The 14,594-nt window shown below is 39.0% G+C and carries 7 protein-coding genes and 1 riboswitch; of the genes, 2 read left to right on the top strand and 5 right to left on the bottom strand.

The features are described from left to right. Window positions 1-478: 478 nt before the first annotated feature. Complete coding sequence (locus PVK63_RS12025) at window positions 479-1,750, bottom strand: cation:proton antiporter (protein ID WP_130086876.1); 1,272 nt, start codon at window positions 1,748-1,750, stop codon at window positions 479-481. A gap of 180 nt (window positions 1,751-1,930) precedes the next feature. Between PVK63_RS12025 and metH the strand changes: the two genes are divergently transcribed. Beyond that, window positions 1,931-5,611, top strand: a complete 3,681-nt coding sequence (gene metH, locus PVK63_RS12020; protein WP_130086877.1) for a methionine synthase — start codon at window positions 1,931-1,933, stop codon at window positions 5,609-5,611. A gap of 276 nt (window positions 5,612-5,887) precedes the next feature. Here metH and lysC read toward each other — a convergent pair whose 3' ends face one another. Next, window positions 5,888-7,237, bottom strand: a complete 1,350-nt coding sequence (gene lysC, locus PVK63_RS12015) for a lysine-sensitive aspartokinase 3 (RefSeq protein WP_130086878.1) — start codon at window positions 7,235-7,237, stop codon at window positions 5,888-5,890. 65 nt (window positions 7,238-7,302) lie between these two features. Next, window positions 7,303-7,475: riboswitch (Lysine riboswitch) on the bottom strand. A gap of 215 nt (window positions 7,476-7,690) precedes the next feature. Here lysC and PVK63_RS12010 point away from each other — a divergent pair. Beyond that, window positions 7,691-8,800, top strand: a complete 1,110-nt coding sequence (locus tag PVK63_RS12010) for a pyridoxal-phosphate-dependent aminotransferase family protein (RefSeq protein WP_274440512.1) — start codon at window positions 7,691-7,693, stop codon at window positions 8,798-8,800. A gap of 61 nt (window positions 8,801-8,861) precedes the next feature. On the opposite strand, the gene PVK63_RS12005 is transcribed toward PVK63_RS12010, so the two are convergent. The 3 genes from PVK63_RS12005 to galU all read right to left on the bottom strand — a co-directional run bounded on the left by PVK63_RS12005 (window position 8,862) and on the right by galU (window position 14,587). Beyond that, complete coding sequence (locus PVK63_RS12005; protein ID WP_130044428.1) at window positions 8,862-10,616, bottom strand: PglL family O-oligosaccharyltransferase; 1,755 nt, start codon at window positions 10,614-10,616, stop codon at window positions 8,862-8,864. A gap of 99 nt (window positions 10,617-10,715) precedes the next feature. Beyond that, window positions 10,716-13,541, bottom strand: a complete 2,826-nt coding sequence (uvrA, locus tag PVK63_RS12000; protein WP_274440509.1) for an excinuclease ABC subunit UvrA — start codon at window positions 13,539-13,541, stop codon at window positions 10,716-10,718. 176 nt (window positions 13,542-13,717) lie between these two features. Continuing rightward, entirely contained in the window at window positions 13,718-14,587 is an 870-nt protein-coding gene (galU, locus tag PVK63_RS11995) for a UTP--glucose-1-phosphate uridylyltransferase GalU (RefSeq protein WP_130044426.1), read from the bottom strand. Window positions 14,588-14,594 lie beyond the last annotated feature (7 nt).

The following is a 14,594-nucleotide window of genomic DNA, read 5'->3' as shown; positions in this document are numbered from 1 at the left end:
AAAAGCCCTAATCGAAAGATTAGGGCTTTTTTACGTCTGAATAAAAGTAAAATGATGCAGAATAGACACTGCGTAGTGGCAGTTCAGTTGGTTAGACTTTCTATTGGAGAGCTTAGCGGCCAGTCACGCCGGAGGACGTGTAGCTCTTAAGGTTAATAGAAAGTCCCGTTAACGTAATCACTTATTTGAAAAAGCCCTAATCGAAAGATTAGGGCTTTTTTACGCCTGAATAAAAGTAAAATGATGCAGAATAGACATCGCGAAGTGGCAGTTCAGTTGGTTAGGCTTTCTATTGGAGAGCTTAGCGGCCAGTCACGCTGGGGGCGTGTCGCTCTCAAGGTTAATAGAAAGTCCCGTTAACGTAGCCGCTATATTGGAAAAGCTCAGACAGAAGGTTAGGAAGATTATTGTATAGGTATAAAAAATGGAGATACATAAAATGCATCTCCACGAATGGATTTTGAATTATTGGTCAAAATTACTTTTCTAGTTTCTTTGCTTTTTCAATCATTTTTGTAATGGTAGAACCTTGAATTAAAATAGAAAAGACAACTACAGAGTAAGTCATCACAAGTATGATTTCTCGTACGTCTATATTCTTCTCTGGGATAACTAAAATACCAGCAGGGATAGCTAGAGCCATCGCTAAGGCTAAACCTCCTCTAAGTCCACCCCAGGTTAATATATTTACAGATAATGGGTTATAGGTTCTAAATCGCTTAAAGCCAACATATGACAAAAAGACACTTAAGTAGCGACTTGCTAGTACTAGTGGAATAGATATTGCCATTAATACCCAGTCTTCTTGATGGAATTGAAACAGAAGCATCGACATACCGATAAGAAGAAATAATACACCATTTAAGAATTCATCAACCAACTCCCAGAAGTGATCTAGATGGTCTTCACTTTCTTTTGAAAAACCAATATAACGTGTCCAGTTACCAATCATAATTCCAGATACAACCATTGCTAATGGACCTGAAACTTCAAGGATACCAGCAAAGGCATAACCCGATGTTGGAATACCTATAGTTAATAATAATTCCATTGAATGGTCATTTGTAGAGCTTATTAGATAATGAAAAATTAGACCTAAAACAAACCCATAAATAATACCGCCAATAGCTTCTTGTAAAAATAATGCAGTGACACTACCGACTGTTGGCGCTTCTGAGCCAAAAGCAATCGTAAATAGTGTTACGAAGATAACTAAGCCAAAACCATCATTAAATAACGATTCACCTTCGATTTGAGTTGAAATACGTTGTGGAGCATTCAGCTTTTTTACAATAGCGAGAACAGCAATAGGATCAGTTGGGGAGATAAGGGAGCCAAATAATAAGCAGTAGATTAAATCAAGATTAATACCAATGAGATTGCATATTCCCCATAACGCAAAACCAATAAAGAAGGTTGAAAATAGCGTAGCCCCTAAAGCAAGTACAGTTATCTCCCATTTTTGGTCTTTCAGGTTTTGTAATTTGATTCCTAGCCCACCGGCAAATAATAAGAAGCCAAGTATTCCATTTAATAGGAAGTCTTCAAAATCTATCTCAGTTAAAGTTTCGGTTGCCACTTCTCTTAGGTTAAACCAATCATTTTGCCCCGCGATGATGATCCCTAGTGATAACATCATTGAACCTGCAGTGATAGCGATCGTAGTTTGCATTTTTCCTATCTTGCTATTAATAAAAGCAATTAGCATAGCAGCAGCTGCTAAAAAACAGAGTGTGTTATACACAGACATGGTTAACCTCTAAATATGTTATTAATGTAACAAAATGTGATTAAGGTCATTTTCCGCTCTATTTGATAAATATCAAACTTTATTTCTAATTTGTAGAAATAAATCCATTTTGGACGTCTAGATTCCTATTCTATGTGTGATAGGATTGTAAATGAAACGTATTATGGATGAGGCAGTACCGTGGCAGGAAGCAATAAAAAAACTCAAATAGAACAACAGTTATTAAAACGTATTCTTTTGATAGATGGTGGTATGGGTACCATGATCCAAGAGTATAAGTTTGAAGAGCAAGATTATCGTGGAGAGCGCTTTAGTGATTGGCATTGTGATTTAAAAGGTAACAATGACCTTTTAGTGCTTTCTCGTCCTCAAATTATCAGGGATATTCATTCTGCTTATTTAGAAGCGGGTGCTGATATTTTAGAAACGAATACCTTTAACTCAACAACAATCGCAATGGCTGACTATGATATGGAAAGCCTGAGCGAAGAAATGAACTTCGAAGCTGCAAGGTTAGCAAGAGAAGTCGCTGATGAGTGGACATTAAAAACACCACATAAACCGCGTTATGTTGCAGGTGTTTTAGGTCCTACAAACAGAACATGTTCTATCTCCCCTGATGTAAATGACCCAGGCTATCGAAATGTTTCTTTTGATGAATTAGTTGAAGCCTATTCTGAATCCACTCGAGCCTTAATTAGAGGTGGTTCTGATTTAATTCTTATCGAAACTATCTTTGATACCTTGAATGCAAAAGCCTGTTCTTTTGCCGTAGAATCCGTTTTTGAAGAAATGGGTATAACATTACCAGTAATGATCTCAGGTACGATAACCGATGCATCAGGGCGAACTTTATCTGGTCAAACAACCGAAGCGTTCTACAATGCTTTACGTCATGTTAAACCAATCTCATTCGGTTTGAACTGTGCGTTGGGGCCTGATGAGTTACGTGAGTATGTGAGTGAGTTATCTCGTATTTCAGAATGCAGCGTGTCTGCACACCCTAATGCCGGTTTACCTAACGCCTTTGGTGAATATGATCTCTCTCCAGAGGAAATGGCAGAGCATGTAAAGGAATGGGCTGAAAGTGGTTTCCTAAATTTGATTGGTGGTTGTTGTGGCACAACACCTGAGCATATCCGCCAAATGGCACAAGTGGTTGAAGGTGTTAAGCCCCGTCAATTGCCGACACTTCCTGTTGCTTGTCGTTTATCAGGTCTAGAGCCATTAACGATTGAGAAAGACTCTCTTTTTGTAAACGTTGGTGAAAGAACCAATGTTACTGGCTCGGCTCGTTTTAAACGTTTAATTAAAGAAGAGTTATATGATGAAGCATTGAGTGTTGCTCGTGAGCAAGTAGAAAACGGCGCTCAAATCATCGATATCAATATGGATGAAGGGATGCTTGATGCTGAAGCGTGTATGGTTAAATTCTTAAACCTCTGCGCTTCAGAACCTGAGATATCTAAAATTCCTGTAATGGTCGATTCTTCTAAATGGGAAGTTATCGAAGCTGGACTTAAATGTATTCAAGGCAAGGGTATTGTTAACTCAATATCGCTTAAAGAAGGTAAAGAAAAATTTTTACAACAAGCTAAGCTAATCCGTCGCTATGGTGCTGCTGTGATTGTGATGGCTTTTGATGAAGTCGGTCAAGCGGATACGCGTGAGCGAAAAATAGAAATATGTACTAACGCTTATAACATCTTAGTAGATGAAATTGGTTTCCCACCAGAAGACATTATTTTTGACCCAAACATCTTTGCTGTTGCAACGGGGATCGATGAGCATAATAACTACGCTGTTGATTTTATTGAAGCCGTTGCTGATATAAAAAGAACGCTTCCCCATGCCATGATTTCAGGTGGCGTATCTAACGTATCATTCTCATTCCGAGGTAATAATTACGTACGTGAAGCTATTCACGCCGTGTTCTTATATCACTGTTTTAAGAACGGTATGGATATGGGTATCGTAAATGCAGGCCAATTAGAAATTTACGATAATGTACCTGAAGATTTACGTGAAGCGGTAGAAGATGTCGTACTTAACCGTCGTGATGATTCAACAGAACGCTTACTTGATATGGCAACAGAATATCTAGAACGAACGGTCGGAAAGGTTGAAGATAAATCGGCTTTAGAATGGAGAGCGTGGTCGGTAGAAAAACGCCTTGAACATTCTTTAGTGAAGGGAATTACTGACTTCATTGTTGAAGATACAGAAGAAGCACGAGTCAATGCAGCTCGCCCTATTGAAGTGATCGAAGGTCCTTTAATGGACGGCATGAACGTCGTGGGTGATTTATTTGGTGAAGGGAAAATGTTCCTTCCTCAAGTGGTTAAGTCTGCGCGAGTGATGAAACAAGCCGTAGCGCATTTAGAACCTTTTATTAATGCCACGAAAGATGTCGGTTCAACCAATGGCAAAATCTTATTAGCAACGGTGAAAGGTGACGTACACGATATCGGCAAGAATATCGTTGGGGTTGTTCTTCAATGTAATAACTATGAGATCATTGATCTTGGCGTGATGGTTTCTTGTGAGAAAATTCTAAAAGTTGCGAAAGAAGAGAACGTCGATATTATTGGGCTTTCTGGTCTTATTACACCATCACTTGATGAGATGGTTCATGTGGCTAAAGAGATGGAGCGTCAAGGCTTTGATTTGCCACTTTTGATTGGTGGAGCAACAACCTCTAAAGCACATACTGCCGTTAAAATAGAACAAAATTACTCTCAGCCTGTGGTTTATGTTAACAACGCTTCTCGTGCGGTTGGCGTATGTACCTCATTACTTTCTGATGAATTGAAACCTGCATTTGTTGAAAAATTAGATTTAGATTACGAGCGTGTACGTGATCAACATAATCGTAAAACACCACGAACAAAACCCGTTTCACTAGAAAGAGCGCGAGCAAACAAAGTCGATATTGATTGGGTAAACTACACGCCTCCAGTACCTGTAAAGCCGGGTGTACATATTATTGATGATATGGATGTTGCGACGTTACGCCAATATATTGATTGGACTCCTTTCTTTATGACATGGTCTTTAATGGGCAAATACCCTGCAATTTTAGATCATGAAGAAGTGGGTGAAGAAGCGAAGCGTTTATATAAAGACGCGAATGATCTATTGGATCGTGTAGAAAAAGAAGGCTTACTAAAAGCGCGAGGAATGTGTGCTCTTTTTCCTGCTAACAGTGTTGATGATGATATTGAAGTGTATACCGATGAATCACGCACAGAGGTATTGAAAGTTCTATATAATTTACGTCAACAAACAGAAAAACCAAAAGGGTTTAACTATTGTTTATCTGATTATATCGCACCGAAAAAGAGCGGAAAGGGCGATTGGATTGGTGGCTTTGCTGTGACTGGAGGTATTGGTGAAAGAGAGCTTGCAGACGACTATAAAGCCAAAGGTGATGATTATAATGCCATTATGATCCAAGCCGTTGCTGACCGTTTAGCTGAAGCGTTTGCCGAGTATTTGCATAAAGAAGTACGTAAAGATATTTGGGGCTATTCTCCAGATGAAGACCTTTCAAATGATGATCTTATCCGTGAAAAGTATCAAGGTATTCGTCCTGCACCTGGATACCCAGCTTGTCCTGAGCATACAGAAAAAGGGACATTGTGGGAGTTGATGGATGTTGAAGAAGCAATAGGAATGTCGTTGACTTCTAGCTACGCTATGTGGCCGGGAGCCTCCGTTTCTGGCATGTATTTCTCTCATCCTGATTCTCGTTATTTTGCGATAGCTCAGATCCAAAAAGATCAGGCAGAGAGTTACGCAGAAAGAAAAGGCTGGGACATGTTAGAGACTGAAAAATGGTTAGGTCCAAATTTAAACTAATTTCTTTTTAAATTAAAAATCCCATTAATAAATCTATTAATGGGATTTTTAGTTTATACACTTGATATCTATTCAAGTGTAATACCATTCTGGATAAATAGTTGATCAGATAATTGCGTAGGAAAAATCGATTAGAGCAAGGCATAAATTACAGTAACTAGTGGTTCTAATTACAAAATTTATAACGCAGATATAATCGATTTTAACAAGCAAGAATGATCAAATACTTATGTAGATTGGTATAAATGGTCAGGTCCTTATTTAAATTAGTTCTATTTATTCAAATAACTCTTTATGTAGAACTTGAACTGCACGTTTTGAGTCTGATTCATTTAATAAAAAGCATAAATTATGTTGGCTTGCACCATAACAAATCATACGTAAATTGAAATCCTCTAAAGTACCGAATACTTGTTTAGCTGAGCCTTTAGAGTGACTCATTTGATTACCAATGAGCGCAACTAAGCACAAATTGTGTTCTATTTCGATTGTGCAAAGTTCTTCAAGTTCTTGCTGTGCTTCTGGTGGCAATTCAGGTGCTTTGCCATTGGTATTTGTTTGATCAAGAGTGAGAGCAACACTGACTTCGGAAGTTGTAATTAAATCTACAGATATTTGGTATTTTGCCAAAATTTTAAACACTTCGGCAAGGAAACCGTAAGCATGAAACATATTTGGGCTATGTAATGTCACCATGGTTTGATTGCAGCGTAGGGTTAGCGCTCTAAATAGTGGAGAGCTATTTACCTGTTGTTTAATCCATGTGCCGCCTTTTTCTGGTTCTTTTGATGAACCAACAAATACCGGAATTTGATGGCGAAGTGCTGGCAATAGGGTTGATGGGTGCAATATTTTAGCCCCATAATTTGCCATTTCAGAGGCTTCGCTGAAACTGATTTCAGGGATTGGTGAGGCAGCAGAGGCAATGCGTGGATCGGTTGTATAAATACCCGGAACATCGGTCCAAATCTCTAATCCACATGCATTCACTGATTCCGCAATCAAAGCGGCACTGTAATCACTGCCTCCTCGACCTAATGTTGTTGTACTCCCTTGGCTATCTGAGCCAATAAAGCCCTGCGTTACAACGATATGTTTTTGAGATAGAGGTATCAGTTTTTCTCGAGCTAAACGAGTAATTTCTTCAAGTTGAGGTTCACCTTTACCAAATTTTGAATCGGTGCGTAGTACGGTTCGAATATCAAAGCGAACCGCAGAATTTCCACGTTCAATCAATAGTTGAGTAAAAAGGTGGGTAGACATTAACTCACCACACGCGACAAGGTGGTCAGTAAGTTTATCGCTAGGTTGGAAAGTCGCAGCGTCAGCCGTTTTTTCTATATCATCAAGAATTTCAAGAATGGCTTTTTCAGGGTAAATGGGATCGGAAAGTTGGTCTAATACTGAAAAATGTATGGACTTGAGTTCAGAGAGGATTACTTTTTTTCTTTGGTTATCTTGTGTGCCATTTGCAAGTTCAACTAAAAGATTAGTGACTCCGGAGCAAGCACTGATAACGACAAGGTGAGTATTTTGGTTCTGTTCTATGACATAAGCGCTGCGGCTCATTGCTTCAAAATTTGCAACACTTGTTCCGCCAAATTTAGCAACATTTATAGGGTTCACTTTCCTGTCTCCCGACTACATCCAATGTGTAAATAAATGTGAAGAGTCATAGCAAAAAATAAATAGCTGCTAGAAGCTCTCCACTTAAAATTAAGTGGCAATCGTAAGGATTCAGCCTGTACGATCGATAATCTTTTCCCAATCAAGATTATCTCGGCACTGCTCTCCCTCACTTATTTGTTTGGGAGTTTGGGCTCCACAAATAAAGCTACCTAGGCAGTGCTCCTCTTCTGTGTATGTTTTATATAACAAAATATATGTTAACAATGTGCTTTTTTATGAAACAAATGTCAATCAATAGTAATGGCTTTATTTGTATTTCTCCGATTTAAAGTAAATATAAATGTTTTATGGCTATTTTCTATAGTTAAGTCACTCTAATTACTTCGTCTAATTGAGTTTAATTATTATTGTGTCTATTCTTTAAACACCCTATATTTCAAGGAGTGAATGATGCAAAGTTTTATCCCACCAAAAAGAACCCTTATGGGACCTGGACCTTCTGATATATCGCCACAAGTATTGCAGGCATTAAGTCGCCCAACGATTGGCCACTTAGATCCTCTATTCATTAAAATGATGGATGAAGTAAAAGAGCTACTTAAGTATGCATTTCAAACAGAAAATGAGTTTACCATTGCGGTTTCTGCACCAGGAAGTGCAGGAATGGAAACTTGTTTTGTTAATCTCGTGGAGGAAGGTGAAAAAGTTTTAGTCTGTCGTAATGGTGTTTTTGGCGAGCGTATGCGTCAGAATGTTGAGCGATGTGGTGGAACTGCGATTGTTATCGATGATAAATGGGGTGAGCCAGTTTCACTAAATAAAGTTGAAGAGGCTTTACTGCAACATGCAGATATTAAGATCGTCGCTTTTGTGCATGCAGAGACATCAACTGGTGTATTAAGTGATGCAGAAGCCATTTCAACTCTTGCGCGTCAACATGGCTGCTTAACTATTGTTGATGCAGTAACGTCGTTGGGTGGAGTACCATTATTCGTTGATAAATGGCAATTAGATGCGGTTTATTCTGGCTCTCAAAAATGTTTATCTTGTACTCCAGGTTTATCTCCTGTGACGTTTTCTAAGCGAGCAGTCGATAAGATGAAATCAAGAACTAAAGCTGTGCAAAGCTGGTTCTTAGATCAAAGCTTAGTCCTGTCTTATTGGAGCGGTGACGGAAAACGAAGTTATCACCATACTGCGCCTGTAAATAGTTTGTATGCATTGCACGAATCATTATTGATGCTTAAAAATGAAGGATTAGAAGCCACGTGGAGTCGACATGCATTTTATCATCAAGAATTAAAAGAAGGATTAGAATCGCTAGGTATTCAGTTTATGGTTGATGAAGCGTATCGTTTACCACAGCTTAATGCCGTTTATATTCCAGAAGGTGTTAGCGACGTAGAAGTTAGAAGTCGATTACTGAATGAGTATAATTTAGAAATTGGCGCAGGGCTGGGCGATTTAGCCGGAAAGACTTGGCGTATTGGTTTGATGGGGTATGCAGCTAAAAAAGAAAATGTCGCATTATGTTTAAAAGCATTATCTGACGTTCTTTAGGTTACAAATACAAAAGCCGCTAAAAACGTAGCGGCTTTTTACTGTGTCTTTATTTATGATTTTATTTTTGACGTAACTTTTCGTCGAGTTGTACCAATTCAAATTTGTTATTTGGAAAGAGAAAAATGGCTTCTCTTCTAATATCTTCTGCTCTTTTTTCTTCGCCTAAAGCTTGATAAGCAATGATTAGGTTTTGATAAAAGGCTGGTCTTGGCTTGGTTTTAATCAGTTCTTTTGACCAAGTAATATAAGGCGTGATCAGTTCTGGTTTTTTATTCATTATCCCAATGGATAGCTGAGCAGATAACACATCCCAATTAAATCTGTCTTCCCAAATCACAGGATTAGTTACTTGATTTAAAATATCAGGGTTCATTGGTCGAGTCGTTTCAAATTTAGTTAAAACCCAATTCGTGTGAAGTGTTGAAAGCATATAAAAAGCAGTGACAATTGGCAGTACTAATGAGCTGACTCGTAATGTTATTTTACTGATATCACTAATGCGGTACTTTTTATATTTACAGCTTAGTTGATCTATCCAGAACAGAAGAATGATGAATGTAAACCAGTGCAGCATAGAGTGGTAAAATGGATACTCTAATTGACTATGAATAAAGATCGGAGCAATTAAAGCGAGCAAAGCAAATTGTGTATCTAGTTTGCTTTTTCGTATTTTGAGTAACACTCCTCCCGCGGCAATTAACAAACCTAATATTGCAACGATACCACCTTCTACGCCCCAGTATAATACTTCATTGTGAGGATGATCCATTGAAGGCAACCCAGGTTTATAGCTTGATGAAATTTGGTGTTGTTTTGCTGTATATAGGGTGTAATCAGCCTCGAAATTACCATAACCATAACCGGTAATCGGCTTTTCTAAAAACATGTCTAGAGCTTGTGGAAAGGTATATCGTCTCGGACTTTCTAGATCCGCTTTTTGACTAATTAATGATACTTTAGATAAATTATCTTGAGATAAGTTAAATAAAACAAAGCTACCACTAAAACCAATAATTAACGCTAATACCCAAGAAAAGAAACGTTGTTTTGTACAATATTTCCACATGTATGGCGTTAATAAAATAAGGCTGAAAACCGTCGCTAGCCAACCTGTACGAGACGCTAATACGACGATCAGTGGTAAGGTAAATAAGATCGTTGCATAAAGTAGAGTGAGTGCAATAACATTTTCACGGTATTTAATTGGTTGTCGAGCAAGGAAGTAAGAGGCGATAGCTAGCCCTGTCGCTAGAAAACTTGCCATTACATTGGGTTGTTGAAAAATACCGTAAGGGCGATTTGCTATAACGTTATAACCGAAGCTGTTCCCTTCCTTTAGAAAAAGGTATTGGATATAGCCAAAAACTGCTTCGATTAACACTGAACCGATAATACACCACAAGAGCCACTGCTTCTGTTTATTTGAAAAGGCGAATTGTTGCAGAGTAATGAAGAAAAGTAACCCAGCCCATAAACCTAAAAACTTCCCTAAAGCTAATTGAGGAGAGGCATCGTGATAGAACAGAGGAAGGGAAAGTAAGCTAACAGCGAACAATAAAACCAGAGTTAAGGTCGAATATTTAATTAGTCCCTGTTTTGCTGTATGAAATAAGGCAATTGCGATTGCAATACTTGCAGGGATCCAAGAGGCGGCATTGAATGCTAGGTGTAGCCCTGAACCTCCAGGGTTGGGTTGGAAAAAATGAGCACAAACAAAGAAAAGAACACTTAAGCTGAATAGATAGGATTTAGTTAATGGTTTTTTAATCTTTCTAGCTTCTAATAATGTTCCTTGAGTGAGTAGCGTTGCCATGTTTCATTAATTCCTTATTACGAGCATGAGAATAAAAGTAAAGCCAACAAAATGCTGGCTTTATTCTATCTGATCCAAGCAATAAAAGGCTTAATTTTATTACTTTAGCATTGGTTTTAAGAAGCGTGCCGTATGAGACCCCTCAACTAATGCAACATCTTCAGGTGTTCCCTCTGCGATGATCTCTCCGCCTCCTTGTCCACCTTCTGGCCCCAAGTCGATAATCCAGTCAGCAGTTTTAACGACATCAAGGTTATGTTCGATCACGACAATGGTATTGCCTCGCTCACGTAAGCGATGCAAGACGTTCAATAGTTGCTGAATATCGTGAAAATGCAGACCTGTTGTCGGCTCATCTAGAATATAAAGCGTTTTCCCTGTATCTCGCTTTGATAGTTCACGAGCTAGTTTAACCCGTTGAGCTTCACCACCAGATAGTGTCGTCGCAGCTTGCCCTAAACGAATATAAGACAGTCCTACATCCATTAAGGTTTGTAGCTTTCTAGCGATAACAGGTACTGGTTCAAAGAAAGAGTGAGCATCTTCAATCGTCATTTGAAGAACTTCATCAATACTCTTGCCTTTGTATTTTACCTCTAGTGTTTCGCGATTATATCGTTTACCTGTACATACATCACATGGCACATAAACATCAGGTAAGAAATGCATTTCTACTTTGATTACACCATCACCTTGGCACGCTTCACAGCGACCGCCGCGAACGTTAAAGCTAAAGCGGCCTGGTTTATAACCACGAGATCGAGATTCAGGCGTACCAGAAAACAGCTCACGAATTGGAGTAAAAATACCAGTATAAGTAGCAGGGTTTGAGCGAGGTGTTCGGCCTATCGGGCTTTGATCTATGTCGATAACTTTATCAAAATGCTCGATCCCTTTGATCTTCTTATAGGGTGCTGGCTCTGATGTCGTCGCGCCATTTAATTGGGTATGAGCAATTTTAAAGAAGGTATCGTTAATCAGTGTAGATTTACCTGAACCAGAAACCCCTGTCACACAAGTAAAAAGACCGACAGGTAATTTTAATGTCACGTTTTTTAGGTTGTTGCCTGTCGCGCCAATTAACTCAACCTGTTTTTTCGGATCGGCTTTGATGCGCTCTTTAGGTATCGCGATTTCTTTAGCACCACTTAAGTATTGGCCTGTTAGTGAATTTGGGTTCGAAATAATAGCTTGGTAATCACCTTCAGCCACAATATGCCCACCATGAATCCCTGCCCCGGGGCCAATATCAATAATATGGTCGGCGCTTCTGATCGCGTCCTCGTCATGCTCCACCACAATGACGGTATTACCAAGATCACGAAGGTGATTAAGGGTTTTTAATAGGCGCTCATTGTCTCGTTGATGAAGACCGATAGAAGGTTCATCAAGAACGTACATAACACCAACTAAACCGGCACCAATTTGGCTTGCTAAGCGGATGCGCTGTGCTTCACCACCAGAAAGGGTATCAGCACTACGTGATAAATTAAGGTAATTTAAGCCGACATTGATAAGGAAATGCAGACGTTCATTAATCTCTTTCATTACCTTATCTGCGATTTGAGCTTTTTGTCCTTTCAGTTCAAGTGAACTAAAGAAAGTCATTGAATCTTGAATACTCATTTCACAGATTTCAGGTAATGTTGTGTCACCAACAAATACATTGCGAGCTTCTAAACGTAAGCGAGTACCATGACAACTTGAACATGATTGAGTTGAAATGTATTTTGATAGGTCGTCACGCACAGAGCTTGATTCTGTTTCTTTATAACGACGATCAAGCGTATTTAGTATTCCTTCAAAAGGATGACGTTTAACACGAAGATCTCCGCGATCATTACTGTATTGAAATTCAATTTCTTCTGAACCAGAGCCATTAAGAATGATGCTTTGGAATTTTTTTGATAGTGATTTAAATGGTGCGAAAAGATCAAATCCGTAATGCTTGGCTAATGAACCTAACATTTGGAAGTAATAATAGTTTTTTTGATCCCAACCTTTGATCGCTCCTTCAGCAATACTTAATTTATTATCTAGAACAATGCGGTCGGCATCGAAATATTGTTGAACACCGAGACCATCACAAGTACCACAAGCCCCTGCTGGATTATTGAATGAGAAGAGGCGCGGCTCAAGCTCTGACATACTATAACCACAATGTGGACATGCAAAGTTAGCTGAGAAAATCAGAGGCTCGTCTTTGGTATCATCCATATAATCGACAACAGCAATACCACCTGTCAGTTCCAAAGCGGTTTCAAAAGATTCAGCAAGGCGCTGTTTTAGATCATCTCTAACTTTAAAACGATCAACAACCACTTCGATGGTGTGTTTTTTATGAAGTTCCAGCGTCGGTGGATCAGAAAGATCGCAAACTTCGCCATCAATACGAGCACGAATAAATCCTTGAGCAGCTAAATTTTCTAAGGTTTTAACATGCTCACCTTTACGTTCTTTCACAATAGGCGCTAACAACATGAGTTTTGTGCCTTCTGGCAACTCTAACGCTTTATCAACCATTTGACTGATAGTTTGTGCGGTTAGTTCGACATGATGTTCAGGACAGCGAGGTTCACCAATACGAGCATACAAAAGACGTAAATAATCATAAATTTCAGTAATCGTACCAACAGTAGAGCGAGGGTTATGAGATGTTGATTTTTGTTCGATAGAAATAGCAGGAGATAGGCCTTCAATGTGGTCAACATCTGGCTTTTCCATTAATGATAAGAACTGACGAGCGTATGCAGATAAAGACTCTACATAGCGTCGCTGACCTTCTGCATACAAAGTATCAAAGGCCAAAGAGGATTTTCCTGAACCAGATAACCCTGTAATAACGGTTAGCTTATCTCTTGGGATAGTTAAACTAATGTCTTTTAGGTTATGGGTTCTTGCCCCTCTAACTTCAATTTTATCCATGGAAATGTCTCTCTGCTTTAAAGAATAACTAGGATAAGTATTGCACAGAGTATCAAAACAACAAAGAGGTACTGGGTAAAAAAACAGTGGTTTTATTAAATTGGAGATAGTATCGGGGGAAATGAAAACGCCTTGAGATGTATCACAAGGCGTTTATATACTGGCATGTAGAGGTTTTACTTTTTACCTGTAGCTTGCTTTGCTAATTCTGAAGATTTTTTATCTTTTAAATAAACATTCTCGTAGCAGTAGTTAGTTGCTTCGATGTAACCTTCAACGCTACCACAGTCAAAACGCTTACCTTTAAATTTATAGGCAAGAACACAACCTGATTGAGCTTGTTTTAGTAGTGCATCCGTAATTTGGATCTCACCACCTTTACCTGGCTCTGTGGTTTCTAGAATCTCAAAAATATCAGGAGTTAAAATGTAGCGACCAATAATCGCAAGGTTACTTGGTGCAGTACCTGGTTCTGGTTTTTCAACCATGTTGTCTACACGATATAAATCGTCTTTGATCATCTCACCAGCAATTACGCCGTATTTGTGAGTTTCGTCGTCTGGCACTTCTTCTACTGCCACAATAGAGCAGCGGAATTGTTTATACAGCGCAACCATTTGAGAAAGAACACCTTGCTCTTCATTTACGCATAAATCATCAGCAAGTACGACTGCAAATGGTTCATCACCTACAAGTTCGCGGCCAGTAAGAATAGCATGGCCTAAACCTTTCATTTCACGCTGGCGAATATAGGTAAAGTTAGCCGCGTCGATCAGTTCGCGCACATCCTCCAGTAACTCTTCTTTATTTGTGCCACTAATTTGATGTTCTAGCTCGTAGTTTTTATCAAAATGGTCCATTAAAGAGTGCTTACCACGACCTGTTACAATACAGATCCCGTCCATACCAGCATTAATCGCTTCTTCTACACCATATTCAATCAGAGGTTTGTTTACCACTGGCATCATCTCTTTTGGCATTGATTTGGTTGCTGGTAAAAAGCGAGTGCCGTAGCCTGCGGCAGGGAAAAGACATTTTTTGATCATCACTGAG

It is taken from the genome of Aliivibrio sp. S2TY2, assembly GCF_028765525.1.
GTDB classification, from domain to species: domain Bacteria; phylum Pseudomonadota; class Gammaproteobacteria; order Enterobacterales; family Vibrionaceae; genus Aliivibrio; species Aliivibrio finisterrensis_A.
The sequence above is the reverse complement of the archived record's forward strand: the minus strand, read 5'-3'. Positions and strand labels throughout refer to the sequence as shown.

What these genes read in the sequence shown, in the direction of transcription:
- PVK63_RS12025 (WP_130086876.1), bottom strand. Translation starts at nt 1,750, where the DNA reads ATGTCTGTGTATAACACACTCTGTTTTTTAGCAGCTGCTGCTATGCTA.
- PVK63_RS12010 (WP_274440512.1), top strand. Translation starts at nt 7,691, where the DNA reads ATGCAAAGTTTTATCCCACCAAAAAGAACCCTTATGGGACCTGGACCT.
- PVK63_RS12005 (WP_130044428.1), bottom strand. Translation starts at nt 10,616, where the DNA reads ATGGCAACGCTACTCACTCAAGGAACATTATTAGAAGCTAGAAAGATT.
- uvrA (WP_274440509.1), bottom strand. Translation starts at nt 13,541, where the DNA reads ATGGATAAAATTGAAGTTAGAGGGGCAAGAACCCATAACCTAAAAGAC.
- galU (WP_130044426.1), bottom strand. Translation starts at nt 14,587, where the DNA reads ATGATCAAAAAATGTCTTTTCCCTGCCGCAGGCTACGGCACTCGCTTT.